Source organism: Chelativorans intermedius (assembly GCF_025398255.1).
GTDB classification, from domain to species: Bacteria; Pseudomonadota; Alphaproteobacteria; order Rhizobiales; family Rhizobiaceae; genus Chelativorans; species Chelativorans intermedius.
On record NZ_JAODNW010000001.1, the window covers coordinates 233,939 to 259,599 of the forward strand.

Sequence of the window (25,661 nt, forward strand, 5' to 3'; positions counted from 1 at the left end):
CGATGGCACGTTGGCACAGCTTCGGGCGCGCCACGCCAGCTTCCACGCGTGCTCTCGGCGTCGAGGAAGCGATGGCCTTGATGCAGGCGGGAAGGGCCGCGCCTTGCGCGTTCCTGGCTTATGGCAACGGTCGCTCCTACGGCGACAGCTGCCAGAACGTCTCGGGCAGCCTCATCGTGACGCACGGGTGGAACCGCATCCTGTCCTTCGATCCGCGAAGCGGGCTTTTGAGGGCGCAGGCCGGTGCCATGCTGTCCGACATTATCGCGCTTGCCGCGCCCCATGGCTGGTTTCCGGCGGTGGTGCCGGGCACCCGCTTCGTCACGCTGGGCGGGGCGGTCGCCAATGATGTGCACGGCAAGAACCATCACCGACGTGGCACCTTCGGCTGCCATGTCGAAGCGCTGACGCTCATGCGCTCCGACGGGACGGTCCACGAATGCCGCCGCGACCGCGAGGCGGCGCTGTTTTGCGCCACCATCGGCGGCATGGGGCTGACGGGCCTCATTCTCGACGCCACGATCCGGCTGATGAGGGTGGGCGCGGCGGATGTGGAGGAGAAGGTGGTGCCCTTTTCCTCGCTCGATGCATATTTCGATCTGGCCGAGGAGGCGGATTCGGAAAACGAGTATGCCGTCGCCTGGATCGACCAGCTTGCGAGAGGAACGAGGGCTGGCAGGGGGCTTCTTCTGACGGCCAATCACGCGCGGGATGGCGTGTTCCGGCCGGCCGGGCGGGCGCGGCTCGCCGTTCCTTTCCAGCCGCCGTTCGGCATCTTGAACGGCCTGTCGCTGCGCCTCTTCAATGCCGCCTACCGGCGGGCGAAGGAGCGGGCGCCGGGGCCGCGCCGAACCGGATATGCGGACTATTTCTTTCCGCTCGACGGCGTGCGCCACTGGAACAGGCTCTATGGTCCGCGCGGGCTTTTCCAACATCAGAGCGTGGTGCCGGCGGGGGCGGCGCGCAGGGCGATCCCGGCCCTTCTGGAGGCGGCGCGTGCGGCAGGGCAGGCGTCCTTCCTTACCGTCCTGAAGCGCTTCGGGGCGGTGCCGTCGCCTGGAATCCTGTCTTTTCCCCGACCGGGCTACACCCTCACGCTCGACTTTCCCAACCGTGGCAGGAAGACGCTGCAACTCATGGAAGTTCTTGATGAAATCACGATGGAGGCGGGCGGTGCAGTCAATCCCTACAAGGACGCCCGCATGGCGGCGGAGACTTTCGCCGCCTCCTTTCCGGCATGGCGGGAGGTGGAGCGGCTGCGCGATCCGGCCTTCATGTCCGATTTCTGGCGGCGCACGGCTCTGCGGCTGGCCAGGGCCGCGCCAACAACCGTTCGAGCGGCCGAGTAGGGCGATGGAGAGGACATTGCCAAAGCGTAAGCGGGATGGGCGCGTTTTTAGCGGCCGGCTTCACGCGATCTTTCCATCCTTCGCCTATGGATCGAGGCGGGACAAGCGGGGCGGACAGCGATGAAATACATTCCCTTCATTCTCTTTACCGTGCTCACCAACGCGGCCGCGCAGCTCATGCTCAAGTACGGCATGATGAACCTGGGGCCGCTCACCTTCGCGGGGGTGAACCCGGCGGTGAAGGTTCTTCAGATCGTCTTCAGTCCCTGGGTCTTCGCGGGGCTTTGCACCTTCGTCATCTCCATGGCTTCGCATCTGTTCGTGCTGTCGAAGGTGGAGCTTTCCTTTGCCTATCCCTTTCTGAGCCTCGCTTATGTGGCGGTGGCCGTCTTCGCGTATCTGCTGTGGCGCGAGGATCTCAACGCCTACCGCATCGCCGGCATTGCGCTCATCTGCCTGGGCACGGTGCTGATCGCCCATAGCGGGCGCGCCAGCGCCGATGCGGCGGTGGCAGGCAAGATGGTTTCTTCCGAGAGGTCGACAATCCAATGAGACACATCATCTTCGGCGGTGACGGTTTTGTCGGCCGCCATCTCGCTCCCAAGCTTCTGTCCGACGGCCAGGAGGTCGTTGTCGCCGACATCACGAAGAGCGCGCTGCCGCACTACCGCGACGTGCGTTTCGTGCGGTGCGACGTCACCGATCCGGCAGCGGTCACCGCCGTGGGGATTGCGGCCGACGACATGGTCTACAACCTGTCGGCCAAGATGCTCTCGCCCATCCAGGTGCGGGCCAGGCGGCACGACTTCTTCTATCCGGTGAACTATCACGGCACCGTCCACATCATCGAGGCGATGGATCGGGCGGGGGCGAACAAGCTCGTCCACTTCACCACCGACATGATCTACGGGCACACGGTCTTCCACCCGATGACCGAGGACCACCCCGTGGCCCCGCTCGGCGAGTACGGGCGTTCGAAGGCCGATACGGAGGTGCTGGCTGCCGAGTGGCGCAAGCGAGGCATGAACATCTCGCTGTTCCGGCCCCGCCTCATCATCGGGCCGGGCCGGCTCGGCATCCTGGAGAAGCTCTTCAAGCTCATCGACCTGAACCTGCCGGTGCCGATGATCGGATCGGGAAGAAATCCCTACCAGTTCATCTCCGTCTTCGACTGCGCGCAGGCGGCCCGCCTCGCCTGGAAAGCCGGCGTGCCCAACGAGGCGTACAATCTGGGCTCACTCAACCCGCCGCCGGTAAGAAAGCTGCTGGGCCGTCTCATCCGCCATGCCGGTTCGCGTTCCTTCCTGCTTCCCACGCCCGGCTGGGCGGTGAAGCGCACGCTCGACCTGCTCGATCTTCTCAACATGCCGCTCATGGACCCCGAGCAGTATCTGATCGCCGACGAGATGTGCGTGCTCGATGTCTCGAAGGGGGAGCGGGAACTGGGATGGGTGCCGCAGTATCGCGACGAGGACATGCTGATTGCGGCCTATGACGAGTACCGGGCGAAGAAGGCGGGCGTTGTGCCCGGTGCCCGAGAAGTGCCGGCCGAATAGGAGACGCCAATGACCGCCATGACGAAGACCGAAGCCGCAGTTACGCTGCGCAAGAAGCCGGAACTGATGAGCGTGGAGGACGCGAAGGCGCTCGACACTGCCCGCATGGCCGAGCTCTTCAAGGCCCATCTCAACCCCGGACAGTTTCATTTCATGAAGCTGCTCGGCTTCCACAAGATAAAGGTCGAGCGCGCCGAGGGCATGTATTACATCGACCAGAACGGCCGCAAGATTCTCGACTTCTTCGGCGGTTTCGGCTCTCTGGCCTTCGGGCACAACCATCCGCGCATCCTTGCGGCACGCAAGCGGTTTCAGGAAGAAAAGCGCCACGAGATCGCCATCGCCTTCATGTCGCAATACGCCACCGCGCTGGCGCACAATCTGGCCGCCTGTTCGCCGGGTGGTCTCGACATGGTCTTTCTCGGCTCCTCGGGCTCCGAGGCGATGGAAGCGGCGGTGAAGCTCGCCGAGCGTGCCGCCGGCCCGAAGCGGTCGAGGATCGTCTATGCCGAGAACTCCTTCCACGGGAAGACCAAGGGCGTTCTCGCCGTTACCGACGGCAAGCTCTATCGCGGCGAGTTTCAGTTGACCGACAACACCGTCCGCGTGCCCTTCGGCGACATCGAAGCGGTGGAGAACGCTTTCCGCAGCGATCCCGGGATCGGCGCCATCGTGCTGGAGACGATCCAGGGCGGCGGCGGCATCGTCGAAGCGGCCCCTGAATTCTGGCGGAAGCTCAGGGCGCTTTGCGACCGCTACGGCGTGTTGTGGGTGGCCGATGAGGTGCAGTGCGGCTATGGCCGCACGGGGCGCTTCTATGCCTTCGAGCACTATGGCGTGGTGCCGGACATTACGGCGCTTGCCAAGTCGCTGGGTGCGGGCAAGGCGGCCATCGGCGCGATGATCGCAAGGCGCGATGTGTACATGAAGGCGTATGGCACGCCCAAGACGGCGATGATCCATGCGATGGCCACCTTCGGCGGCATCGGCGAGGCCTGCATCACGGCCATCGAAGGGCTCAACGTGCTCTATGAGGAAGGGCTGATGGAGAATGCCGAGACGACCGGCGCCTATCTCATCGAGCGGCTTGAAGCGCTCAGGGAGAAATATCCGCGCATCATCAAGGAAGTGCGGGGCAGGGGCTGCATGGTGGGCCTGGAGTTCCATGATTTCTCGCAGACGCTGCCGGCCGTGCTCCGGCCCATGGTGGCGGTGCTCGACGAGAAACTGAAAGGCTCGCTCTCGGGCTTTGTCGGTGCTCTTCTGCTGCGCGACCATGACGTGCTGGTCGCCTTCACCGAATACAACCGGAACGTCATTCGGCTGGAGCCGCCGCTCATTGCACGCCGCGAGCATGTCGACGCCTTCATTGCCGCGCTCGACGCCGTTCTGGCGCGCGGTGTGGCGGCGATCGTGAAGGATTTCGTCAAGAGCCAGATGGGCTAGGGGCAAAGGACGCAGGGAGAGGGGGATGGAAGGTTCGAGCCACACCGTCATCGGGCGTGCGCTTGCCACGGCAGCGGCGGAAGGCGTCATCCGCCGGCTCACCCGGCGGGCGGCGCTCGACCGCCTGGGCGGGCTTTTCCTGCTCCTCGGCGTTCTCGCGGTCGCTGCTTACGGCTGGCTCAGGCCGGACTATAACTGGGACATGGTGGCCTATGTCGCCACGGCGCTCGAAAACCGCGCTGAGGACGCCGAAACGCTGCATGCACAGGCGTGGGCGGTGATCGAGGAAGGGGCCGACGAGGCGCAGGAATACCACCTCAAGTTCTCCAACCCATACAACCTCAACCAATGGGAGAATCCCGAGGACTTCCAGTCCCAGCTCTCCATGTACCGGGTGAAGGTCGCCTATATCTGGCTGCTGCGGCTGCTCGAACCGTTCACCGGGCTTGCCGCGGCCGCGATCCTGCTCAGCGTCGTGCCCGCCATCGGGGTGGGCCTGCTTTGCCTGTGCTGGCTGTGGCGGGCGCAGGCGCTGCAGGGGGCATTCTTCCTTCTGCCGCTTCTGCTTCTGACCGACTATTCGCGCATGACGTCGGCCGTCGTGCCGGACATGCTTCTGGCTTTGGTCTCACTTGCCGCGCTCTACGCGCTCTGGCGGGGTCGGGAGTGGCTGGGGTGCGGCCTGCTTTTCGCCTCGGTCTTCGTGCGGCCGGACAACATCGTTCTGATCTTTGCCATTCTCATCGCTGCCGTGCTGTTCAACAGGCGCACGCTGCCGGTTTTCGTCACCTTCCTGGCCGCCTTCATCGCCTGTGTGGCGATCTCCCGGCTCGGCGGACATCCCGGCTGGTGGGCGCATTTCTATTTCTCCTGCGTGGAGATCCAGAACTCCATGGCCGGGTTCAACCCCGAGTTCTCGCTGCTGACCATGCTCAAGGGCTATGTGCGCGGCGCCGTGGTCTCGCTCCAGTTCAACGACTGGCCGGCCCTCCTGGCGGTGCTGGTGGCAGGCTGGGCCCTGCTTGCAAGGCAGGGCCGCATGGGCAACGCGGGAGCCAACGCGCTCGTCTTCGCGTTGGCCATCGGCACGCTCGGCAAGTTTGCCAGCTTCCCGCTGCCGGACGACCGGTTCTACTTCGTCTTCATTGCGGGCATGGGGCTCGTCCTGGTCTCGGCATGGCAGCCGCGTCTGAGCGGCACTGCGGCCACCTGACCTGGCTGCGCGGAAAGTCGCGCGCCGCCAGCGCGATGTCGCAATCAGGCTGCAATCGTCGCGCGGCGGCATCCTATGATCTGCCGGAAGAAGGTGCCAGAAGCGGCAGGCATTGGAGTGGCAAGGAATGGCAAGGTTCCCGGAAAAGGCGAAGGTGGTCGTCATCGGGCTGGGGGGCATCGTCGGCGCATCGGTGGCCCATCATCTGATCGAGCGCGGCTGGGACGACATCGTCGGCATCGACAAGTCGGGCATTCCCACCGACATCGGCTCCACCGCCCATGCCTCCGATTTCTGCTACACCACCAGCCACGACTTTCTGTCCTGCTGGACGACGCTCTACTCGATCGACTTTTACGACAAGATGGGGCACTACGCCCGCGTCGGCGGTCTTGAGGTCGCGCGTGTCGGCGACGATGCCCGCATGGACGAGATCAAGCGCAAGGTCGCCTCGGCCAAGGCTTTCGGCACGCGCGCCCGCCTCGTCGGTCCGGCAGAGATCAAGGAGAAGTTTCCCCTGATCGAGGAGGGGATGGTGCAGGGCGGCCTGTGGGATCCCGATGCCGGCCTTGTGATCCCGCGCTCCCAGACGGTCGCCGGCAAGCTCGTCGATCACGGGGTTGCCGCTGGAAAGCTGCAGGCCTTCGCCAATACCGAGGCGCAGTCTCTTCTCATCGAGAACGGCCGTATCAAGGGGGTGGTGACCAATCGCGGCACCATTCGCGCCGATCACGTGGTGGTCTGCGCCGGCCTGTGGGGGCGGCTTGTCGCGGAGATGGCGGGCGAGGATCTGCCCGTCATGCCGGTCGACCATCCGCTCACCTTCTTCGGCCCCTACACGCAATTTGCCGGCACGGGCAAGGAGATCGGCTGGCCGCTCCTGCGCGATCAGGGCAACTCCGCCTACATGCGCGATACCGGCGATCCGAACACCTCCGAAGGCGGGATGATCGAATGGGGCTATTACGAGGAGAAGGAGCCGCGCCTCGTCCATCCGCGCGACCTTCTGGAAAAGGACCAGGCCCGGCTTTCGCCATCGCAGCGCGACCTCGACCTGGAACAGGTGATGGAGCCGCTGGAGCGGGCCATGGAGCTGACGCCGATTCTGGCCGAGCTGGGCTATGACGAACGGCGCTCCTTCAATGGCCTTCTGCAGGTCACCACCGATGGCGGCCCCTCGGTGGGCGAGAGCCAGAAGGTGCGCGGGCTGTGGTATGCGGTGGCCATCTGGGTCAAGGACGGCCCCGGCATGGGCAAGCTGGTGGCCGACTGGATGACGGATGGACGCACCGCCATCGACCATCATGCCATTGATTTTGCACGCTTCTATCCGCACCAGCTGAAGGAGCGCTTCATCGAGGAGCGCTGCACGGAGACGGCCTGCAAGATCTACAATCCGGCCGTCCACCCGCGCGAGCCCTTTGCAGGCGGGCGCAATGTGCGCCGCTCGCCCTTCTACGAGCGCGAGAAGGAACTGGGCGGCTATTTCATGGAGCTTGGCGGCTGGGAGCGCGCCCATGGCTACGCCGCCAACGAACATCTCCTCGAAAAATATGGCGACCGGGTGCCGGTGCGCGAGAACGAGTGGGACAATCGCCACTTCTGGCGCGTCTCGAATGCCGAACATCTGGCCATGAGCGAGGATTGCGGCATCGTGAACCTGTCGCACTTTGCAATCTACGACGTGGCAGGCCCGGACCATGTGGCGCTCATGGAATGGCTGTGCGCGGCCAGGATCGGCGGCGACAACATGGTGGGCAAGGGCATCTACACCCATTTCCTGGACGACGAGGGAATGGTGCGCGCCGATCTGACCGTGATCCGCATGGCTGACCGCTGCCGTGTCGTGGACGGCGCGGATGCCGGTCCGCGCGACTTTCACTACATGCGCCGGGTGGCCGAGGACAAGGGCTTTAACGTCACGATCACGGATGTGACGGAGCAGTTCGTGACCATCGGCATCTGGGGGCCGAATGCCCGCGCAAACCTGAGGAAGGTGGTCGAAGACCCCGACGCGCTTTCGCCGGAGAATTTTCCCTTTGCCGCTATCAGGCCGGTGCGCATTGCCGGCAAGGATGTCACGGCCTTCCGCATTTCCTATGTCGGCGAGCAGGGTTGGGAGCTGCACATGCGCTACGAGGATGGCCTTGCCGTGTGGGACGCGCTGCGGGAGACGGGCGCCATCGCCGTCGGCATCGAGACCTATGCCAATTCCCGGCGCATGGAGAAAAGCCTGCGGCTGCAGAACGCCGACCTGCTGACGGAATACAACCTCTATGAAGCCGACCTGGCGCGCCCGAAGGTGAAGGAGGCCGATTTCCGCGGCAAGGCAAAGCATCTGGAGTATCGCGCCCGCGCGCATCAGCTGGCCATGCTGTGCACGCTGGTGATGACGCAAAACACCGATTCAAACGGGGTGGCCCGCTATCCGGTCGGCACATTGCCGGTCATGGATCCCGAAACCGGAGAGACGCTTGTCGACGCGCTTGGACGGCGCTCCTACACCACGTCCATCGCCTACGGGCCAAGCATCGGAAAGAACATCGCGCTTGCCTATCTGCCCTGGTCCTATTGTCAGGAGGGACGCAAGCTCATGGTCGAGTATTTCGGCGAGACATATCCGGTCGAGGTGGCGGCGGTCGGCTACAGGCCGCTCTACGACCCCGAGAACCTGAAGCCACGGAGCTGATTCCGCGCATTGTGGCGGGGTTCGCACAAATGTGATGGGTTACGACCGAACTCCTGGCTCGTCGAGATTGCCGGAAATCATTTCCGCGCTAGACTGGGTGCATGTTTCGGTCACTCGGACGCATGCGCTGGCCTGAGAGCGGCGCGCTGGTTGCGCTGGGTGTGTTCCTCGGCCTCGTTCATGGCGATGTGCGGCCCCTGCGCGCTCAGGAAGCGGTGGATGTCGAGCTGATCCTGGCCGTCGACGTATCCCTGTCGATGTCGCCGGCGGAGATGGAGATCCAGCGCGACGGGTATGCAGCGGCCCTTACCCACGAAACCGTGATCCAGGCCATCCAGTCCGGCCTGCACGGGCGTATCGCGCTCGCCTATTTCGAATGGGCCGGCAATTTTTCCCATCGTGTCGTGGTGCCCTGGACGCTGATAGCCACGGCAGAAGATGCCGCCCGCGTGGCGGAGAGGCTCAATGTCGATCCGCCGACCAGCGCGCGGCGCACCTCCATCTCCGGTGCCATCGACTTTGCCGCTGATCTGTTCGCAGAAAGCGGCTTTCAGGGGCAGCGCCGCGTGCTCGACATTTCCGGCGACGGACCCAACAACCAGGGCCGGCCGGTGACCGAGGCGCGCGACGCGCTTGTGGCCGGCGGCGTCGTCATCAACGGCCTGCCGCTGATGACGCGCGACGGACTGACCACCACCTATGACGTCGACGACCTCGACACCTACTATGCGGAATGCGTGATCGGCGGGCCGGGTGCGTTCATGATCCCGGTCAATGATTGGTCGCAGTTTCCCGAGGCGGTGCGCCGCAAGCTGGTGATTGAACTTGCCGATGGCGATGTCTTGCGGCACCCGTCCGTGATCCGTGTCCAGGCTGCGGCACCCTATGACTGCCTGATCGGCGAAAAGATGTGGCAGGACCGCACCTGGATATGGCGCCGGCAGGAACCGTGAGGCCACCTAAGCCGCGGCGAGCTGCTTGCGGTTTGCGCGCTCCTGCTGCGGCGAACGGGCGTAGAGCTCGCGATAGCACTTGGAGAAGTGGGAGGCGGAGACAAAGCCGCAGGCCACGGCCACCTCCACCACCGGCATGGAGGACTGCAGGAGCAGGTGGCGTGCCCGGTCGAGGCGGATTTCCAGATAGTAGCGGGCAGGGGAGCGGCCCATCTCCTGGCGGAACAGCCGCTCGATCTGGCGTCGCGAAAGTCCCACGGCCTCGGCGATCTCCACCAGCGAAAGCGGTTCCGACAGGTTGGCCTCCATCAGCTCGATGATGGCCAGCACCTTGGAATTCTGCACGCCGAGGCGTGCCCGCAGCGGCAGGCGCTGGCGGTCGGAGGGATTGCGCACGCGATCCGTCAGCATCTGCTCGCAGACGCGGTTGACGACGTTCTCGTCGAAATCCTCGCCGATGAGATGGAACATCATGTCCATTGCGGCGGTGCCGCCGGCGCAGGTGTAGATGTTGGTATCGACCTCAAAGAGGTCGGCAAAGACGTTGACCTTGGGAAAGCGCTCGGCAAAGCCCGGCAGGTTCTCCCAGTGGATGGCGCAGCGCTTGTTGGCGAGCAGGCCGGCAGCCGCCAGGATGTGCGCCCCGGTGCACAGGCCGCCCAGTGCGACCCCGCGATTGTACTCCTCGCGCAGCCAGGCAAAGACCGATTTGTTGGTATAGTCCTCCACGCCCAGGCCGCTGCACACCACCACCATGGTGGGCTTGTCGGGGCCCGTCATCTTCTGGCGTTCGTCGGCAAGACAGGTATCGACGGCCACCTCCACGCCGTTGGAGGCGCGCACCGGCTGCCCGTCGGCGCTGGCCAGCCGCCAGCCATAGGCCTCGTAGCCGACCATGCGGTTGGCCGCCCGCAGCGGCTCAAGCGCCGTCGCAAAGGCGATCATCGTAAAGTTGGGAACAAGAAAGAATACCAGCGACCTTTTCAGGGGCCTCTCGTCCCGCATGCACGCCTCCCGCGCACCGCCGCCCATCGAAACCAATGTCGTCAATGGACAACCCTGCGCTGAAAAAGCATTGTCTGTCAATGCAATGGGAAGGCGCGTCGTGAATATTCCTCAGCCGCGTGCGGCTGCCCGCAGGAGCAGCCTAGTTGATGAGAAAACCCAGGCGCAGCGCGGCCAGGGCGCCTGTTTCGCCAGGCATGGTGTTTTCCAGTTTCTGGCGCGGTGTGCGGCCTTGCACGCGGCTGCGGGCACGCAGGGCACGAAAGAGTTTCATGCTCGTCTCCATCGGTAATGCCGGCTTCCCGGCCGGGCGCCATGGCCTGCGATTGGATGGGCAGGGTTCCATTCGAGGCATCCATTACGCCCGGCCAGGGCCGGTGGCCGCGAAAAAAGCGAAGCGGCCGGTTGAAATTGCGACATCAGGCACGGGCGTCACCGTTTTGCCGCCGCCGGCCGGCGCGTCGCGGGCCGCCGGCCGGTGCGCGCATGCTCGGAGATGTCGCTGAACTCGCGGGCGAACGCCAGAAGTCTCTTCATGAACCTCATCGCACAACCTCCTTCCATGGGCTGCAGCACATCGTCCTGCGCGCCGGCTACCAGCGCCGTTCCCACAACGCATCCTCTGCGCGGCGGGTTGCGCCGTCAGGCCAGCCGATATCCTTGCGGATCTCAAGCGGCAGATTGCGGATGAAGCGTTCCGTGCGCCGGCGCTCCCAGCGCGCGATCCGCCGAGATAGATAGTCACGAATTGCGGTTTGAACAGACATCGCTCTCTCCTTTCCTCCACCGGACCTCCGGTTTCGGTCTTGACTATCTCGCCTTTCTTTTGTTCAATCAAACGCAATGAAATGATCTTTTGGTTCAGTCAAATTGAAGAGCGAACGATGAACGCCCCGGTCAACCATCCGCTGCCGCTGCTCGAGCTCGATGTCCTGCGCACCTTCGTGGCGATTGCCGAGACGGGCAGCTTCACCGCGGCCGCCAATGCCGTCTTCCGCACGCCTTCGGCCGTTTCCATGCAGATCAAGAAGCTGGAGGAGGTGCTGGGGCGCCCGGTGTTCACGCGCGATGCGCGCTCGGTGTCGCTGACGGCGGACGGAGAGCTGCTTCTTGGCTATGCGCGCCGCCTTCTGGCGCTCAACCGGGAGGCCGTGTCGAAGTTCGTGATGCCGGACATCAGGGGCATCGTGCGGCTCGGTTCGCCGGACGACTTCGGCGAGCGGGTTTTGCCCAGCGTTCTGAAGCGTTTCGCCCAGACCCACCCCGCCGTCGCCGTGGACGTGACCATCGACCAGAGCGTCAACCTCAGGAAGCGCATGGCCAGTCGCCAGCTCGACATAGTCATCGTCACCTGCCCGGACAGGTCGGCGGAGAACGGGCAGGAGTTCGAGGTGCTTCTCACGGAACCGATCGTCTGGGCCGGTGTGAAGGGCGGTTGTGCCCATATGCGCGAGCCGCTGCCCGTCTCCATCTGGGAGGAGGGATGCGCCTGGCGCTCGGCCGCGCTGGAGGCGTTGGGCCAGCAGGGGCGCAGCTACCGCGTTGCCTATATGAGCGCGCACACGGCGGGCCAGCGTGCGGCGATCCTGGCCGATCTGGCGGTGGCGCCGCTGCCCAAGTCCTTCATCGGCGGTGATCTGGTGGAGCTCGGCCCGGAGGACGGTCTGCCCAGGATGGGCAACTATCAGATCGGCATGGCGGTCACGCCGGACGCGCCAGCCCCGGTGCGCGCGGCGGCCGACCATATCCGCGCCGCCTTCGAGCTTTTCAACGAGACCGGGCGGTTCTGACCTGGCCGAATGGCGGCATCACCGCCGCCGCCGCGCGGCGCGTTCTTCGCGTGAGCGACGGCGCGGGCCTTCCGCTCCGGCGTCGCCCCCCAGCACCTTGCGCGGCGGCAGGGTTATCTGGCGGGCAAGCCTTGGGAAGGGGTCCAGCTTGTTGGGCAGCGCCATGGCGTGGACGAAATGCTCCTGGAATCGCGGCTCCAGGGCTGTCTCCACCTTCTCGATACGGCGCACCGTCTCCTCGATCTCGCGGCGGTGGTTGCGGTTGAGAAGCGCCATGCGGGCGCCGGTGCCGGCGGCATTGCCGACGGCGGAAACCTTTTCCAGTTCGCAGTCCGGGATCAGTCCCAGCACCATTGCGTAGGTCGGGTCGATGAAGGAGCCGAAGGCGCCGGCGAAGCGGATGGCGTCCACCGTCTCCACGCCCTGTTTTTCCATGAGCAGCCTGATGCCGGCATAAAGCGCCGCCTTGGCGAGCTGGATGGCGCGCACGTCGTTCTGCGTGATGGTGATGCGCGGTTCCCCGTCGCGCAGCAGGTATGAATAGGTGCGGCCTTCGGCAAGGATGCGCGGGCTCTTCTGCGCCAGCGTCCCGTCGATGACGCCGTCCTCGGAGATGATGCCGGAAAGATACATCTCGGCGATGACCTCGATGATGCCGGAGCCGCAGATGCCGGTGACGCCCGTGGTCCCGACAGCCTCCGCGAAGCCCGGTTCGTCGGACCACAGCGTGCTGCCGATGACGCGAAAGCGCGGCTCCAGCGTTTCGCGGTCGATGCGCACCCGCTCGATGGCGCCGGGGGCTGCGCGCTGGCCGCAGGAAATTTCCGCGCCCTCGAAGGCCGGCCCGGTGGGCGAGGAGGCGGCGACAAGGCGGGAACGGTTGCCGAGCACGATCTCGGCATTTGTGCCCACATCGACGATCAGCATCATCTCGTCCTGCCGGTGCGGCCCTTCCGACAGGGTGACGGCCGCGGCGTCGGCGCCGACATGGCCTGCGATGCAGGGCAGCATGTAGAGGCGCGCACCCGGATTGAGGTTCAGCCGCATGTCGCTGGCGCGCGCCTTCACCGCCCCGGAAACGGCGAGCGCAAAGGGCGCACCGCCCAGCTCCGTCGGGTCGATCCCCAGGAACAGATGGTGCATGATCGGGTTGCCGACAAAGACCGAGTCGAGGATGTCGGCGCGGTCGATGCCGCCTTCGGCCGCCACCTTGTCGATGAGCCTGGTCACCTCCTGGCGCACGGCCCGCGTCATCGCCTGGCGGCCGTCGGGGTTCATCATCACATACGAGACCCGGCTCATCAGATCCTCGCCGAATCGGATCTGCGGGTTTGAGGCGCCCGCCGAGGCCACCACACGGCCCGACAGCAGCGAGACCAGATGCATGGCGATGGTCGTCGAACCGATGTCGCAGGCAATGCCGTAGGCTTCGTTCTTGAGGCCGGGCCACAGCGCGATGATGCGGGCAGCATCTCCCGCGTCGTCGTCATGGTGAATGGCCGCGGTGACGGCCCATCTGCCCTCGCGCAGGATGGGCTGGACAAGCGCGAGCAGGTGTGTGTCCACCTCAAGATGCGCAAAGCCCCATTCCCTGGAGAGCGCGGCCTTCAGCCGGTCGAGATCGCCCAGCGGCTTGTGCATGTCGGGCTCGTCCACCTCGACATAGCAAAGCTGCACCGCAGGATAGCGCTCGATCAGCCGCTCGCCGGCATCCTTGCGCACCACCTGGGCGTTGACCACGGCGTCCTGCGGCACATCAATGACCAGGTCGCCCTGTATGGTGGCGGAGCAGGAGAGCCGCCGGCCGGCTGGAAGACTGCGCTTTTCCGCATAGCGCGCCTCCTTGGCGCCGACCGGGGAGATGTGGTCGGCCCGCGAGGAGATCTTGTGCTTGGCGAAGTGGCCTTCCTGCACCTCGATCTGGCAGCGCCCGCAGGTTGCCCGCCCACCGCACACGCTTTCCACATAGACGCCGAGCTGGCGCGCGGCATCGAGCACCGTGGTGCCCTTGGGAAAGCGCCCGCGCTTGCCCGAGGGCATGAAAAGCACCAGGTGGTCGGTGATGGTCGGTGGCGCGTTCATCGCAACAAGGGCTCGGGTTCTCACTGCCGGGGCAAAGGGAGGGGCTCGTTCACTTGCCGGCTTCTAGCCGCGCCCCATGCGCGCCATGCGTGCCTCGCGTCCGCCGCGCCGGCGTCCGGCCGGGGCGGCCGGCTGGCCGCCGCCATTGGCGTCCCGCGCGCCTGCTGCGGAGTTGCCGGCTGCCGGCTGGTGGTCGCGATAGGTCATGATCCAGGTGGTGCAGTTGGGATCGGTGCCGTTCAGCACATTGGCGGCGCGCACCATCTCCATCTCCTGCGGGCGGCACGGGTTCATGATGGCGCTTGTCATGCCCGCGCCGATCACCATGGGAATGAAGGCGGCGTTGATGCCGTGGCGGTGCGGCAGGCCGAAGGAGATGTTGGAAAGCCCGCAGGTGGTGTTCACCTTCAATTCCTCGCGCAGGCGGCGCAGAAGGGCGAACACCTGCTTGCCCGCCGTCCCCATGGCGCCGATCGGCATGACGAGGGGATCGACCACGATGTCGTGCGCCGGAATGCCGTAATCGGCGGCGCGCTGGACGATCTTCCGGGCCACCTCGAAACGCACATCCGGGTCTTCGGAGATGCCGGTCTCGTCGTTGGAGATGGCCACCACCGGCACGTCATACTTCTTCACCAGCGGCAGGATGGCCTCCAGCTTTTCCTCCTCGCCGGTGACGGAGTTGACCAGCGGGCGGCCCTTGGCCACCTTCAGCGCCGCCTCGATGGCGGCCGAGACCGAGGAATCGATGGACAATGGAACATCCACCAGATCCTGCACGATCTGGAGCGTCTGAACGAGAAGCTCCGGCTCGGTCGCGTTGGGGTCCACCGCAGTGACGCCGGCATTGACATCCAGCATGGTGGCGCCGGCGGCGACCTGATCGAGCGCGTCCTTTTTGACCGTCTCGAAATTGCCGGCCACCATCTCGGCGGCGAGCTTCTTGCGGCCTGTCGGGTTGATGCGTTCGCCGATAACGCAGAAAGGCTGGTCGAAGCCGATGACGACTTCCTTGGTCGCAGAGGCGACGATGGTGCGGGTCATTCACAGTCCTCCAAGGATATAAAGACTTCTTTATATCGTTATCTCGTGGGTTTCAAGCATGTGAGCGAATGAGGGTAGCGAGTGGCGAATAGGGAGTACGGCTTTCCGGGGGCCGGGCGAACGGCAAGCGCGCTTTGGAAAAATGCGGCAATGGCGAACGCCTTCCACACGCAGCTTCCCTATTCCCTATTCGCCATTCGCTCTTTCACCTCGCCGCATCCTTCACCATCTCTCCAGGCTTTTCCCGTGGTGCATCGAGAATGTGGTCGAGGCGCTCGGCCACCATGGCGTCGTCAGGGCCGGGCTCGCGCTTCCACGGGCGGCGGCCTTTGAGCACGCCAGATTCATGAACAATCTCGGCGACATACTCCTCCTGCCGGTATGCCATCACATGGATGCCGGACACGCCCTCGATCTCCTTCACCTCGTTGATGATGTCGATGCACAGGCGCTTGCCTTCTTCCTTCTGCTTCTCGGCTCCCTCCAGCCGCGCGATGATGGAGTCGGGAATGTGAACGCCCGGCACGTTGGAGCGGATCCAGCGTGCCGTGCGCGCCGAGGCCAGCGGCCCGACGCCGATCAGGATGAAGCACTTCTCGTGCAGACCCATGTCACGCACGCGCTTCATGTACTCCTTGAGCATCGGCACGTCGAAACAATACTGGCTCTGAACGAACTGTGCGCCAGCGGCGATCTTCTTGGCCAGCCTCAGGGGACGGAAGTCGTAGGGCGGGGCGAAGGGGTTGATGGCTGCTCCCAGAAAGACCGCCGGCGGCGTGGTGAGCTTGCGCCCGGAGAGGAAACGCTCCTCGTCGCGCATGGTGCGGATGGTTTCGAGAAGCGACATGCAGTCGAGGTCGAAAACGGGCTTGGCGCCCGGCTGGTCTCCCGCCTGCACGCCATCGCCTGTCAGGCACAGGATGTTGGAGACGCCCATGGCCGCCGCCCCCAGCACGTCGCCCTGGATGGCGATGCGGTTCCTGTCGCGGCAGGCGATCTGCATGATCGGCGCATAGCCCATGCGGGTGAGCAGCGCGCAGATGCCCATGGAGGACATGTGGCAGTTGGCACCGGAGGCATCGACGGCGTTGATGCCGTCGACCCAGCCGTCGAAGACGGCAGCGCGCTCATAGACGTCCTGCGCGTTGGCGCTGTCGGGCGGGTTCAACTCGGCGGTGACGGCGAACTCGCCGCGCCTCAAGATCCGCTCCAGACGCCCGCGCGAGGAGTGGCCGGGCAACGGTTCGAGCGGCAGATGCGCGCCTTCCGGGTTCTCGTCGGGTTGGGGCAGGCGGCTCATGCGGTCTCCCGTGCCTTTTTGCGCTCGGCGGCGGCCTGCGCGGTGACGCGCAGCCAGGCCGAGCTCTCGCGCAGCGACTGGTCGACCGGCTTTTGCACGGCAAGGATGGAGTCGCGATTGCGCATTGCCTGCGCGCCTTCCCACGCCTTCACCCACACGCAGGGCATGTCGGGCTCCACCTCGCAATTGCCGTTGGCCCGCACGCCGCCGCAGGGGCCGTTGCGAAGCTGCTTGGGGCAGTTCATGGGGCAGGACATGCCGGTGGAGGAGAGAATGCACTGGCCGCACATGCGGCAGTCGAACATGAAGCCCTTGACGTGCCGCTCCACGAATTTCACCGGCCTTTCCGCGCGCGCATAGCCGATGGCGTTCCAAACCGGGTGCAGCATCAGGAAGACATGGGCGAAGCGGGCATACAGCCCTTCCAGAAAGCGCGCATGGCGCACCGACCAAAGACGCATCGTGTAGCGCCGTTGCACGCGGCGCTGCGGCGAGACACCGGCCGGCCGGTAGGCGAGCAGCGCGCGCGCCTTTCTCACCAGAGTCGCCTGGGTGACGCGGGGCTTGCGTTCGGGCTCGCTGTCACTGCTTGGCATGTCCGCCTGCCTTGACGAGCGCCTTCAGCCGCTCGTCGGGAAAGTCGCGCTCGATGGCCGCCAGCGCCTTGTCGGCCTCCGCTTCCAGATCGTCGCCTACGGCGACGGGCTCGCCACGCCGCCATTCGGCCAGATAGGCATCGGTGTCGCGCGCGCCCACGCGCATGGCGCACATGTCCACGGCCTCGATGAAGCGCGGCGGCAGCTCGCGCTTGGCCGTCTTCCGCCCCTTCTTCACGATCACCTGTGCGGGGATGTCGCGCCAGTAAACCACGATCAGATCGGCCATCTCGTTTCCGTTCCCTTGTCCTGTGTTGGAGCATTGCCGCAAGCGCCCGGGCCTCGCTTGCTGCGAGACGACGCGCTTGCTTTCAAAAACGACGCGGGCCGGCGGGGGTCAAGACGCGATGAGAACGCTGGCAAGAACGCTGGCTGCGCCGATGACCACGGCGATGACCGCCAGGGAGAGCACCCCGCAGGTCACGGCTATTCCCAGCAACACGCCGTCGCGCTCCGACAGGGCCAGGCCAACAAGCGCGCAGGAGAAGGCGGGAAACCAGTTGCCGAGTGGAATCGGCAGGGTGACGGCGACCGCGAGCACGAAGGCGATCAGGCCGATAAGGCGGTCGGCATGGTCGCGCGCGAAGGGCCATACGCGCGGGCGGATGAGCTGCTCGGCCCATTTGAGCCGCGGGATCAGGCGCTCGCTTAAGCGGCGGAACTGCTCCGCGCTCACCGACTTCCTGAGGACGAAGCGCGGCAACCAGACGGTGCGTCGGCCAAGCAGCATCTGCAGCGAAAGCAGGATGAGCGGAAGGCCGAGCACCAGCGTGCTGCCGGGCGGCAGGGGCAGCATGTTGAGGCAGGAAAAGAAGATCAGCAGCGTGGCGAAGCTGCGGTCGCCGAGGGCCTGGCGCAACGCCTCGACCGTCACAACGCCCTCGGCCTCTCTGGCCATCTCCTCGAAGATCGTGGACAGGCGACGCGGCGGATGGCCGGCGGCAGGCTGTCCAGACGCCATGCCCAGATCCGTTCCCTCCGCCTTCACGTGCCCGTTTCCTTTTCCCTTGCGCGCACAGCATCTTCCCGCGCCGCGGTTAAGCTTTCATGACAGGTTTGCGGGAAACGCTGCCGTGCCAGACAAGCGGTCGAATGAAGCCTTTTTGTGGTGGCCTTTCAAGTCGCCGGCGCACGCGCCGCCACGCCGGCCAGCGCCGTCGCCAGATCGCCATATCCGGTGAAGCGGCGTTCATAGGCAAGGCCCAGAAAGGCGGCAGCCTCGCGGGCCACCTTTTCCAGCGCCGGATCGTCCGTCTGCGCCAGATAGACGAGCTTTTCGTAGTTGCCGAAATAGTCCTTCACCAGCTCCGGGTGGCGGTCGAGACGCAGCGGCTTCAGGAAGAAAGCCTCGAAATGGCGGCAAAGGAAATCCGTCATGTAGAACGACAGCATGTCGCCCTCGCCGATTGCGGCAAAGGCATCGAGCCCCTGATAGAAGGCGAAGCAGTGAGGCCCGGCGATGCGCTCCACCCCATGCTTCTCGCATATGCGGTCGATCCGGCCGCCGGTTCCGCAATCGGCGTAGCCGACGAAGATGTGTCTGTAGCCTTCCTCCCTGGCGCGGATGATGGCCGTGTCGAGGGCGGGGGGGATGCGCGCCGGCCGATAGTGAAACTCCGCCGGCAGGCATGTCAGTTCCAGATGGTCGAGGCCCATCCGTTCGCGCACGGCCAGCACCTCGCGGGCGATCATCCCGCAGGCGATGACCAGAACCTTCTCGCCGCTCGTGCGTTGCGGTGATGTCGTTGCCATTTGTCCTTCCCGCGCCATAATGGGCGCTTCGAAACGAGGAGACGCACCATGAGCGGCATCGTCACGCGCATCGTCGTCCTGATCGCCATTATGGGGACAGCCGGCGGCTGTGCCAACACCATCCGCGGCGTCGGTCAGGACACCGCCAATATGGTGGACGCCACCCAGCAGGCGGGACGGGCCATCGGCAATTCGGCGGCCAGCGGGTCGTACTGACGGCGCTTCTAGACGGCGGCGTTCACGTTGTGCTTGCGCCGCATCAGCTCCTTGGCGGTCTCCACCGCCACCGCGGCATCCCGGCAGTAGGCATCGGCGCCGACGGCCTGCCCGAACTCCTCGTTGAGCGGCGCGCCGCCCACGAGCACGATCAGGTCGTCACGGATGCCCTTCTCCTTGAGTGCGTCGATGACCACCTTCATGTAGGGCATCGTGGTGGTCAGCAGCGCCGACATGCCGACGATGTCCGGCTTGTGCTTCTCGATGGCTTCCAGGTAATTCTCCACCGGGTTGTTGATGCCCAGGTCGATCACCTCGAAGCCCGCACCCTCCATCATCATGCCGACGAGGTTCTTGCCGATGTCGTGGATGTCGCCCTTCACGGTGCCGATCACCATCTTGCCCTGCTTCGGCGCGCCGGTTTCGACGAGCAGCGGACGCAGAATGGACATGCCGGCCTTCATCGCGTTGGCGGACAGAAGCACCTCCGGCACGAAGAGAATGCCGTCGCGGAAGTCCTCGCCCACGATGCGCATGCCCTCCACCAGTGCCTCGGTCAATACGCGGTAGGGCGCCCAGCCGCGATCCAGCAGGATGCGCGTGCCTTCCTCGATCTCCTCCTTCAGCCCATCATAAAGATCGTCTTGCATCTGCTGGACGAGTTCGTCGTCGGGCAACTCGGAAAGAATGATTTCGTCGTCGGACATTCGCCTGGCTCCTGCCGTATCCTGCCGTGCGCAATTCGGCCAAAATGCATGACCGCGTCTACATAATCTGCCTCTCGCCCGTTTCCATAGCCGAATTGCGACGCGATGCAAAAGGAAAGCGACTGAAAAATCGCCTTCTTCGCTGGGCGGCGGGGCGGTTGCGGGCTCCGTCGCTCTCAATGCGACACGGTCTGGCGCTTGCGGAACGTTTGCCGCCGCGCGTGTGGATACGATGGGCTGGAGAGAGGTGCTTCGCGCTCTTGCAGGCGCAGCGCCGGTGCATCCAGGGATGAAGGCGATGAACCAGAAGGTGTCGATCGACGAGAACATGCAGGTGAGTGGAGCCGGCGGGGGCCGGCGCGGCCGCGGGGAGCGCGGCGGCGCGGCAGCCCGGCGCGCGGCGCGCAGCGGTGGCGGTCCCGTTCAGCAGCTCGGCTATATCCGTCGCGTGCGGCCTGCCCACGAGATCCTGGATGAGGAGGGCCTTGCCCTCATCGAAGCCAATGCAGACACGGTGCTGGAGGAGATCGGCATCGAGTTCCGCGACGACGCGGAGGCGCTGGCGTTGTGGAAGGAGGCTGGCGCCGATGTGCGGGGCGACCGGGTGCACTTTCCCAAGGGTCTTTGCCGGGAGCTGCTCAAGACGGCGCCTTCGGTCTTCACCCAGCACGCGCGCAATCCCGAGCGCTCGGTCCAGATTGGCGGCAATGCCACCGTCTTCGCCCCGGTCTACGGCCCGCCCTTCGTGCGCGACCTCGACGGTGTGCGCCGCTATGCCACCATCGAGGATTTCCGCAACTTCGTGAAGCTGTCCTATATGGCGCCTGCCATCCACCATTCGGGCGGCACCGTGTGCGAGCCGGTGGACGTGCCGGTCAACAAGCGCCACCTCGACATGGTCTATGCGCATATGCGCTTTTCCGACAAGCCCTTCATGGGCTCGGTCACCGCGCCAGAGCGCGCCGAGGACACGGTGGAGATGGCGAAGATCCTGTTCGGCGAGGAGTTCGTCGACAACAACACCGTCGTCATCAACCTGATCAACGCCAACTCGCCCATGGTCTTCGACGAGACCATGCTGGGGGCGGCCAAGGTCTATGCGCGTAACAACCAGGCGTGCATCGTCACGCCCTTCATTCTCTCCGGCGCCATGAGCCCGGTCACGGTGGCCGGCACGCTGACCCAGGTGCTGGCAGAGGTGCTGGCGGGCGCTGCCTTCACGCAGCTCGTGCGGCCGGGAGCGCCGGTGGTGTTCGGCACCTTCGCCTCGTCGATCTCCATGCAGTCGGGCGCGCCCACCTTCGGCACGCCGGAGCCCTCGCTCGTCTCCTATGGCGCGGCACAGCTCGCCCGCCGGCTGGGGCTGCCCTTCCGCACCGGCGGCTCGCTGACGGCATCCAAGGTGCCCGATGCGCAATCGGCCTATGAGAGCGCCAACACGCTCAACTCCACCGTGATGGCGGGCACGAACTTCGTGCTTCACGCCGCCGGCTGGCTGGAGGGCGGGCTCGTCTCCTCCTACGAGAAGTTCATGATGGACATCGACCAGCTCGGCATGCAGCAGCGCCTGTGCGAGCCCCTTGACCTGTCGGAGAACGGCCAGGCGATGGATGCCATCCGCGAGGTGGGGCCGGGCAGCCACTATCTGGGCTGCGCACACACTCAGGCGAACTTCCAGACCGCCTTCTACCGCTCGACGATCGCCGACAACAATTCCTACGAGCAGTGGCAGGCGGAAGGCGAGAAGACCGCGCAGGCCCGCGCCAACCAGCTCGCCAGGAACTGGCTGGAATCCTACCAGCCTCCGGCGCTCGACGAGGCGATCGACGAGGCGCTGCAGGACTACATCGCCCGTCGCAAGGAGTCGATGCCGGACGCCTTTGCCTAACCGCGTCCGCGCCGCCGCTCCCGCCGGCCGGCGGGGGCGCTGGCAGCACCGCTCTGGGCCGCCCCCTTGTTGCGCATGGGGCCCACGCGCGCCTCGATCTCGGCAATGGTGGGCGGCTGTGTCTTCTTGTGCTCGTCGAGGGCCCTGCGCATGGCGGCCAGATGTTCGAACGTGGTGCCGCAGCAGCCGCCGATGATCCTGGCGCCGCCATCGACGGCAAGGCGCACATAGTCGGCCATCAGCTCCGGGGTGCCGGAATAATGGACCTCCGCGCCACGGAACTCCGGCACGCCGCAATTGCCCTTCACCACCACCGTGGCCTGCGGGCGTGCCTCCACCATGTCGAGCAGGGCGGCCAGGATGTCGGGCGCGCCGACGCCGCAATTGGCGCCGACGGCAACCGGCTTTTCGGGAAGATCGTCGGCCACCGCGTGAATGTCCTTCGGCGCCAGGCCCATCATCGTGCGCCCGGCGGTGTCGAAAGAGCCGGTGTAGGTATAGGGCAGGCCGGCGCGGATGGCCGCTTCCGCAGCGGCGCGGATTTCGTCGGGCGCCGACATGGTCTCGATCCAGGCAACCTCGGCGCCGCCGGCCTTGAGCCCCTCGATCTGCTCCAGGAACGCCTCCACGGCCGCCTCGTATGTCAGCGCGCCGAGCGGCTGCAGAAGCTCGCCCGTGGGGCCGACCGAGCCGGCCACGATGACGCGGCTGCCCGCCTTTGCCGCCACCCGGCAGGCGATCTCCGCCGCTTTCCTGTTCAGCTCGAACACGCGGTCCTGCGCGTTGTGCAGCTTGAGGCGATGGCGCGTGCCGCCGAAGGAATTGGTGAGGATGATGTCGGCACCGGCGTCGATGAAACCCTGGTGCAGCGCCTCGATCTTTTCGGGTGCCGTCTCGTTCCACAGCTCCGGCGCTTCGCCCGACTCCAGCCCCATGGCAAAGAGATTGGTGCCTGTCGCGCCGTCGGCGAGGAGCACGCCCTTTTCCGCCAGCAGCGCATCAATGGGATTGTGCATGAAAACGCCTTCCGATCCGTGCTTAGAGAGATTGGATAAGGATATAAAGAAGTCTTTATATAGGGTCAATGGAGGGATTTCCGCGCAGCGGGCTGCCCTCGGCGATCGCGCGTTTCAGTCCAGGTCAAGGCGGCGCACGAAGTCCGCCGTCTCGTGTGCGTTCACCTCGGCAATGCGGATGAGGCCGTCGAAATGGCGGGTCAGCGTGGTGATGGTCTGGCGGGCGTTCAGCACCAGATACATGCCGCCGAGATAGATCGCCGCGCGATAGGGGCCGAAGATCGTGTAGGGGGCGGAGAAGCGGGCCCGCCAGTCGAAGAGGAACAGGCGGAAGGTCGGATAGAGATCGTCGATGAGATCGGCCATATGCGCAAGCTGCCGGGCGCGCACCGCGCGCGGCAGGCCGCTCCAGCGGCCAAGCCCGCGGGCGAACAGCTCCAGCGTCTGGCGCGGCATGCACACCTCCATGTCGGTCTCGGGGCGGCGGTTGTAGTCCACGCGGTACTGCGCCTCGTCGCGCTGGGCTTGGCGGCTCGTCTTGGCGGCATCGGCCTCGAAGTCGATCACCTCGTCGCTCCTCAGGAGGTCTGGAATGCCCGACGGCACATAGCGGATCTTGGTGCCCACCGCCTCGGCGTGCCATCTGGCCAGCAGCGTGCTGCCAAAACCGCCTTCCGCCTCCGCGATTTCCATGTTCTCGCGCAGTTCGCCGGTGATGCCCTCGTCCTGGCTCAGGCCCAGAAGCCAGTCCAGCGAGACCTGATGGCGCGCGGCGATGTTCATCAGCGTCTCGGCGCGCGGCAGGCGCGTCGAGCTGCCGGCCAGAAGCTGGGAGAGGGCAGAGCGGTCGATGCCCACGGCGGCAGCGAAGGCGGACTGGTTGAGCCCGGAGCGCTGAAGGAGGATTTTCAGCCGCTCGCGGAAGATCTCGGAGAGATCGCGCTTGTCGATGGCCTGGCTCATTGACGCGATTCCGCATGTTTGTTTATTAAAGTCAACAAATGCTATATTTTGTTTCTATTCGCAACGTTTTGTGCGCATTCTCGCATTGCCGTGTCCCCGCTCTCCTGACATTTTCCTGTCAGGAACACGCAATGGCGTCGGGCATCCGTCCCGGCGCCCGTCGATCGGGACAGGGATGGAAAAGAGGAACGAGCGCCGGCGCGGCCGCCCGGCGGTTGAGTGGCCGACTGTTGTTTTGATCGTGTCCTGCTATGCCGTCTGGGCCGCTGCGGGCGTTGTCGTCTGGCCTGTCTGGCCACTGGCGGCGCTCCTGCTTCTTTCTCTCGCCATCGCGCTTCACTCTTCTCTCATGCACGAGTGCCTGCACGGGCATCCGACGCGCAGCGCGCGGGTCAACGAGGCGCTGGTGGGCCTGCCGATCGGGCTCGTCTACCCCTATCGCCGCTTCAAGGCGCTGCATCTGCGCCATCATGCCGACGAGCGGTTGACCGACCCCTTCGAGGACCCCGAAAGCTACTACCGGGCGCTGTGGCAGTATGAAAAGCTGCCGGCGGTGGTGAAGCGCCTACTCCAGATCAACAACACCATGCTCGGCCGGTTCGTGCTGGGTCCGCCCATCATGAATGCCGCCTTCCTTGTCGGGGAGGCGAGGCTTCTCATCGCCGGCGACAGGACGGTTTGGCGCGCCTGGGCGCTGCATGCGGCGGGTCTGGCGGTCGTGCTGCCGATCATTGTCCATGTCTTCGCCATGCCGCTGTGGCTGTACATGCTGGTGCCGGCCTGGCTCGGCCAGTCCATCATCTCCGTGCGCACGTTCGCCGAGCACCAATGGTCCGAGCGGCCGGATGGCCGCACCATCATCGTCGAGCGTTCGCCGCTTGCCTTCCTGTTTCTCAACAACAACCTGCATCTGGTGCATCACAAGATGCCGCATGTGCCCTGGTATCGTCTGCCGGCGCTTTATCGCGAAAGGCGGGAAGGGTGGCTGGCCATGAATGGCGGCTATGCCTATCCCAACTATTTCGCCCTTTTTCGCGATTTCGCGCTGCGTGCCAAGGAGCCGGTGCCTCATCCGGTGCTGCGGCGCGAGCCGCATCCGCCGCGTGCCTTTCGCCCGCGTGTGCGCGGCCGCTCGCTGACCGGGTCGGGAAGTGTTCCCGTTCCCGCCCGGCCAGCCAGGGAGTAGCCCTTGCCTTTCGCGACGCGGGTGGCGGATAAGGCGCCATGAGCTGCCTTGTCGCCGCCCTTCCCATGTATGACTGGCCGGAGATGCGGGCCGAGACGGATGCCTTCTGGGCGCGCGCCTGCGCGGCGCTGCGGCGGGCGGGCATCGACGCGCCCGCGCGTCTTGCGCGCCGCAATGCCGACCTTCCGGCGGTGCCCGGCGGCATCCGCGACGCGCAGGGCCGCCCGGTCGCGCCCGACCCGGCAACCCTGCCGCCGGAGGCATTCGACCTTTCGGCGCTGTGGCGCCATCCGCGCCTTCTTGTGGGACAGACCTGCTGGGGTCCGATGGAGGCGGGGCTGCGGGACCATGTGCAGGTCGTCGGCCAGCCCGACTACTCGGCCCATGAGGGCGGGGAAGGGGCGCTCTATTCGAGTGCGATCGTGATGCGCCGTGGCGAGGCACCCATCGTTGCCGCGCCGGCGGAGGGATGCGCCCGCCTTCCGCTGGCGCTGATGCGCGGCCGGCGCCTTGCCTACAACGACGCGCTGTCCATGTCCGGCCTGCTGGCGCTTGAACGTGACCTGCTGGCGGCGGGCGAAGGGCCGGCATTCTTTGCGCAAAGGATCGAGACGGGCTCCCACCGCGCCGCTGCGCTGGCGGTGGCCGAGGGGCGGGCGGATGTCTGCGCGCTCGATTGCCGCACATGGGCGCTCGTCCGGCGCTTTCTGCCGCAGGCGGACGGCCTCGTCGCGGCCGGCTGGACGGCGCGGCGAAAGGGCCTGCCCCTTGTCACGGCACGCGCTACGCCGCCGGAGCAGCTGGCCGTCCTGCGGCGGGTGCTTGGCGCTTTTCCGTCTCCATAGGTCGC

The 25,661-nt window shown here is 65.6% G+C and carries 25 protein-coding genes; 12 read left to right on the top strand and 13 right to left on the bottom strand.

Annotated features, from left to right (window positions below):
- The first annotated feature begins 2 nt into the window (after positions 1–2).
- The 7 genes from NYR58_RS01205 to NYR58_RS01235 all read left to right on the top strand — a co-directional run bounded on the left by NYR58_RS01205 (position 3) and on the right by NYR58_RS01235 (position 9,206).
- Complete coding sequence (locus tag NYR58_RS01205) at positions 3–1,349, top strand: FAD-binding oxidoreductase (RefSeq protein WP_261518566.1); 1,347 nt, start codon at positions 3–5, stop codon at positions 1,347–1,349.
- 120 nt (positions 1,350–1,469) lie between these two features.
- Positions 1,470–1,901: an EamA family transporter gene (locus NYR58_RS01210; protein WP_261518567.1), complete on the top strand. Its 432-nt coding sequence runs from the start codon at positions 1,470–1,472 to the stop codon at positions 1,899–1,901.
- Positions 1,898–2,905, top strand: a complete 1,008-nt coding sequence (locus tag NYR58_RS01215) for an NAD-dependent epimerase/dehydratase family protein (protein WP_261518568.1) — start codon at positions 1,898–1,900, stop codon at positions 2,903–2,905. The genes NYR58_RS01210 and NYR58_RS01215 overlap by 4 nt, the downstream gene beginning before the upstream one ends.
- Positions 2,906–2,914: 9 nt before the next feature.
- The gene (locus NYR58_RS01220) at positions 2,915–4,351 is read left to right on the top strand and encodes an aspartate aminotransferase family protein (protein ID WP_261518570.1); all 1,437 of its coding nucleotides are present in this window, start codon (positions 2,915–2,917) and stop codon (positions 4,349–4,351) included.
- 25 nt (positions 4,352–4,376) lie between these two features.
- Entirely contained in the window at positions 4,377–5,564 is a 1,188-nt protein-coding gene (locus tag NYR58_RS01225) for a hypothetical protein (protein WP_261518571.1), read from the top strand.
- A 127-nt stretch (positions 5,565–5,691) separates the two neighbouring features.
- A complete protein-coding gene (locus NYR58_RS01230; protein ID WP_261518572.1) occupies positions 5,692–8,253 on the top strand; it encodes a GcvT family protein in 2,562 nt (853 codons plus the stop codon).
- A 122-nt stretch (positions 8,254–8,375) separates the two neighbouring features.
- Complete coding sequence (locus NYR58_RS01235; protein ID WP_261518573.1) at positions 8,376–9,206, top strand: DUF1194 domain-containing protein; 831 nt, start codon at positions 8,376–8,378, stop codon at positions 9,204–9,206.
- 6 nt (positions 9,207–9,212) lie between these two features.
- Here the strand turns inward: NYR58_RS01235 and NYR58_RS01240 are convergent, their stop codons facing one another.
- The 3 genes from NYR58_RS01240 to NYR58_RS01250 all read right to left on the bottom strand — a co-directional run bounded on the left by NYR58_RS01240 (position 9,213) and on the right by NYR58_RS01250 (position 10,978).
- A complete protein-coding gene (locus NYR58_RS01240; RefSeq protein ID WP_261518574.1) occupies positions 9,213–10,211 on the bottom strand; it encodes a GlxA family transcriptional regulator in 999 nt (332 codons plus the stop codon).
- A 142-nt stretch (positions 10,212–10,353) separates the two neighbouring features.
- The gene (locus NYR58_RS01245) at positions 10,354–10,485 is read right to left on the bottom strand and encodes a hypothetical protein (RefSeq protein WP_261518575.1); all 132 of its coding nucleotides are present in this window, start codon (positions 10,483–10,485) and stop codon (positions 10,354–10,356) included.
- Positions 10,486–10,804: 319 nt separating this feature from the next.
- Positions 10,805–10,978: a hypothetical protein gene (locus NYR58_RS01250; protein ID WP_261518576.1), complete on the bottom strand. Its 174-nt coding sequence runs from the start codon at positions 10,976–10,978 to the stop codon at positions 10,805–10,807.
- Between the two features lie 117 nt (positions 10,979–11,095).
- Here NYR58_RS01250 and NYR58_RS01255 point away from each other — a divergent pair, with 117 nt between their 5' ends.
- A complete protein-coding gene (locus tag NYR58_RS01255; RefSeq protein ID WP_261518577.1) occupies positions 11,096–12,001 on the top strand; it encodes a LysR substrate-binding domain-containing protein in 906 nt (301 codons plus the stop codon).
- 18 nt (positions 12,002–12,019) lie between these two features.
- Here NYR58_RS01255 and NYR58_RS01260 read toward each other — a convergent pair whose 3' ends face one another.
- The 7 genes from NYR58_RS01260 to NYR58_RS01290 all read right to left on the bottom strand — a co-directional run bounded on the left by NYR58_RS01260 (position 12,020) and on the right by NYR58_RS01290 (position 18,835).
- On the bottom strand, positions 12,020–14,083 hold the full coding sequence (locus tag NYR58_RS01260; RefSeq protein ID WP_261518578.1) for an ASKHA domain-containing protein: 2,064 nt from the start codon (positions 14,081–14,083) through the stop codon (positions 12,020–12,022).
- Between the two features lie 63 nt (positions 14,084–14,146).
- Entirely contained in the window at positions 14,147–15,127 is a 981-nt protein-coding gene (locus NYR58_RS01265; protein WP_261518579.1) for a methyltetrahydrofolate cobalamin methyltransferase, read from the bottom strand.
- Between the two features lie 205 nt (positions 15,128–15,332).
- The gene (locus NYR58_RS01270; protein ID WP_261518580.1) at positions 15,333–16,427 is read right to left on the bottom strand and encodes a methylenetetrahydrofolate reductase; all 1,095 of its coding nucleotides are present in this window, start codon (positions 16,425–16,427) and stop codon (positions 15,333–15,335) included.
- Positions 16,424–17,023, bottom strand: coding sequence for a methylenetetrahydrofolate reductase C-terminal domain-containing protein (locus tag NYR58_RS01275; RefSeq protein WP_261518581.1), 600 nt, complete (start codon positions 17,021–17,023; stop codon positions 16,424–16,426). The genes NYR58_RS01270 and NYR58_RS01275 overlap by 4 nt, the downstream gene beginning before the upstream one ends.
- Positions 17,010–17,312, bottom strand: a complete 303-nt coding sequence (locus tag NYR58_RS01280) for a virulence factor (RefSeq protein WP_261518582.1) — start codon at positions 17,310–17,312, stop codon at positions 17,010–17,012. The genes NYR58_RS01275 and NYR58_RS01280 overlap by 14 nt, the downstream gene beginning before the upstream one ends.
- Positions 17,313–17,420: 108 nt before the next feature.
- Entirely contained in the window at positions 17,421–18,071 is a 651-nt protein-coding gene (locus tag NYR58_RS01285) for an exopolysaccharide biosynthesis protein (protein WP_261518584.1), read from the bottom strand.
- A 128-nt stretch (positions 18,072–18,199) separates the two neighbouring features.
- Positions 18,200–18,835: a DUF1638 domain-containing protein gene (locus NYR58_RS01290; protein ID WP_261518585.1), complete on the bottom strand. Its 636-nt coding sequence runs from the start codon at positions 18,833–18,835 to the stop codon at positions 18,200–18,202.
- A 90-nt stretch (positions 18,836–18,925) separates the two neighbouring features.
- Here NYR58_RS01290 and NYR58_RS01295 point away from each other — a divergent pair, with 90 nt between their 5' ends.
- Positions 18,926–19,051: an entericidin domain-containing protein gene (locus NYR58_RS01295; protein WP_446681809.1), complete on the top strand. Its 126-nt coding sequence runs from the start codon at positions 18,926–18,928 to the stop codon at positions 19,049–19,051.
- 8 nt (positions 19,052–19,059) lie between these two features.
- Here NYR58_RS01295 and NYR58_RS01300 read toward each other — a convergent pair whose 3' ends face one another.
- On the bottom strand, positions 19,060–19,758 hold the full coding sequence (locus tag NYR58_RS01300; protein ID WP_261518586.1) for a corrinoid protein: 699 nt from the start codon (positions 19,756–19,758) through the stop codon (positions 19,060–19,062).
- Between the two features lie 298 nt (positions 19,759–20,056).
- Here NYR58_RS01300 and NYR58_RS01305 point away from each other — a divergent pair, with 298 nt between their 5' ends.
- On the top strand, positions 20,057–21,646 hold the full coding sequence (locus NYR58_RS01305; RefSeq protein WP_261518587.1) for a trimethylamine methyltransferase family protein: 1,590 nt from the start codon (positions 20,057–20,059) through the stop codon (positions 21,644–21,646).
- On the opposite strand, the gene bmt is transcribed toward NYR58_RS01305, so the two are convergent.
- Together bmt and NYR58_RS01315 are read right to left on the bottom strand one after the other, a co-directional pair.
- Positions 21,643–22,662, bottom strand: a complete 1,020-nt coding sequence (gene bmt, locus NYR58_RS01310) for a betaine--homocysteine S-methyltransferase (protein WP_261518588.1) — start codon at positions 22,660–22,662, stop codon at positions 21,643–21,645. The genes NYR58_RS01305 and bmt overlap by 4 nt on opposite strands.
- A gap of 114 nt (positions 22,663–22,776) precedes the next feature.
- Positions 22,777–23,625 (bottom strand): helix-turn-helix domain-containing protein, encoded by an 849-nt coding sequence (locus NYR58_RS01315; RefSeq protein WP_261518589.1) that lies wholly within the window; start codon positions 23,623–23,625, stop codon positions 22,777–22,779.
- 175 nt (positions 23,626–23,800) lie between these two features.
- On the opposite strand from NYR58_RS01315, the gene NYR58_RS01320 reads away from it, so the two are divergent.
- Together NYR58_RS01320 and NYR58_RS01325 are read left to right on the top strand one after the other, a co-directional pair.
- On the top strand, positions 23,801–24,811 hold the full coding sequence (locus NYR58_RS01320) for a fatty acid desaturase (RefSeq protein ID WP_261518590.1): 1,011 nt from the start codon (positions 23,801–23,803) through the stop codon (positions 24,809–24,811).
- Positions 24,812–24,849: 38 nt separating this feature from the next.
- Entirely contained in the window at positions 24,850–25,656 is an 807-nt protein-coding gene (locus tag NYR58_RS01325; protein WP_261518591.1) for a phosphate/phosphite/phosphonate ABC transporter substrate-binding protein, read from the top strand.
- Positions 25,657–25,661 lie beyond the last annotated feature (5 nt).

Excerpts from the sequence above, each read along its gene's own strand:
- NYR58_RS01205 (WP_261518566.1), top strand. The coding sequence starts at position 3 with ATGGCACGTTGGCACAGCTTCGGGCGCGCCACGCCAGCTTCCACGCGT.
- NYR58_RS01210 (WP_261518567.1), top strand. The coding sequence starts at position 1,470 with ATGAAATACATTCCCTTCATTCTCTTTACCGTGCTCACCAACGCGGCC.
- NYR58_RS01215 (WP_261518568.1), top strand. The coding sequence starts at position 1,898 with ATGAGACACATCATCTTCGGCGGTGACGGTTTTGTCGGCCGCCATCTC.
- NYR58_RS01220 (WP_261518570.1), top strand. The coding sequence starts at position 2,915 with ATGACCGCCATGACGAAGACCGAAGCCGCAGTTACGCTGCGCAAGAAG.
- NYR58_RS01225 (WP_261518571.1), top strand. The coding sequence starts at position 4,377 with ATGGAAGGTTCGAGCCACACCGTCATCGGGCGTGCGCTTGCCACGGCA.
- NYR58_RS01230 (WP_261518572.1), top strand. The coding sequence starts at position 5,692 with ATGGCAAGGTTCCCGGAAAAGGCGAAGGTGGTCGTCATCGGGCTGGGG.
- NYR58_RS01235 (WP_261518573.1), top strand. The coding sequence starts at position 8,376 with ATGCGCTGGCCTGAGAGCGGCGCGCTGGTTGCGCTGGGTGTGTTCCTC.
- NYR58_RS01240 (WP_261518574.1), bottom strand. The coding sequence starts at position 10,211 with ATGCGGGACGAGAGGCCCCTGAAAAGGTCGCTGGTATTCTTTCTTGTT.
- NYR58_RS01245 (WP_261518575.1), bottom strand. The coding sequence starts at position 10,485 with ATGAAACTCTTTCGTGCCCTGCGTGCCCGCAGCCGCGTGCAAGGCCGC.
- NYR58_RS01250 (WP_261518576.1), bottom strand. The coding sequence starts at position 10,978 with ATGTCTGTTCAAACCGCAATTCGTGACTATCTATCTCGGCGGATCGCG.
- NYR58_RS01255 (WP_261518577.1), top strand. The coding sequence starts at position 11,096 with ATGAACGCCCCGGTCAACCATCCGCTGCCGCTGCTCGAGCTCGATGTC.
- NYR58_RS01260 (WP_261518578.1), bottom strand. The coding sequence starts at position 14,083 with ATGAACGCGCCACCGACCATCACCGACCACCTGGTGCTTTTCATGCCC.
- NYR58_RS01265 (WP_261518579.1), bottom strand. The coding sequence starts at position 15,127 with ATGACCCGCACCATCGTCGCCTCTGCGACCAAGGAAGTCGTCATCGGC.
- NYR58_RS01270 (WP_261518580.1), bottom strand. The coding sequence starts at position 16,427 with ATGAGCCGCCTGCCCCAACCCGACGAGAACCCGGAAGGCGCGCATCTG.
- NYR58_RS01275 (WP_261518581.1), bottom strand. The coding sequence starts at position 17,023 with ATGCCAAGCAGTGACAGCGAGCCCGAACGCAAGCCCCGCGTCACCCAG.
- NYR58_RS01280 (WP_261518582.1), bottom strand. The coding sequence starts at position 17,312 with ATGGCCGATCTGATCGTGGTTTACTGGCGCGACATCCCCGCACAGGTG.
- NYR58_RS01290 (WP_261518585.1), bottom strand. The coding sequence starts at position 18,835 with ATGGCAACGACATCACCGCAACGCACGAGCGGCGAGAAGGTTCTGGTC.
- NYR58_RS01295 (WP_446681809.1), top strand. The coding sequence starts at position 18,926 with ATGGGGACAGCCGGCGGCTGTGCCAACACCATCCGCGGCGTCGGTCAG.
- NYR58_RS01300 (WP_261518586.1), bottom strand. The coding sequence starts at position 19,758 with ATGTCCGACGACGAAATCATTCTTTCCGAGTTGCCCGACGACGAACTC.
- NYR58_RS01305 (WP_261518587.1), top strand. The coding sequence starts at position 20,057 with ATGAACCAGAAGGTGTCGATCGACGAGAACATGCAGGTGAGTGGAGCC.
- bmt (WP_261518588.1), bottom strand. The coding sequence starts at position 22,662 with ATGCACAATCCCATTGATGCGCTGCTGGCGGAAAAGGGCGTGCTCCTC.
- NYR58_RS01315 (WP_261518589.1), bottom strand. The coding sequence starts at position 23,625 with ATGAGCCAGGCCATCGACAAGCGCGATCTCTCCGAGATCTTCCGCGAG.
- NYR58_RS01320 (WP_261518590.1), top strand. The coding sequence starts at position 23,801 with ATGGAAAAGAGGAACGAGCGCCGGCGCGGCCGCCCGGCGGTTGAGTGG.
- NYR58_RS01325 (WP_261518591.1), top strand. The coding sequence starts at position 24,850 with ATGAGCTGCCTTGTCGCCGCCCTTCCCATGTATGACTGGCCGGAGATG.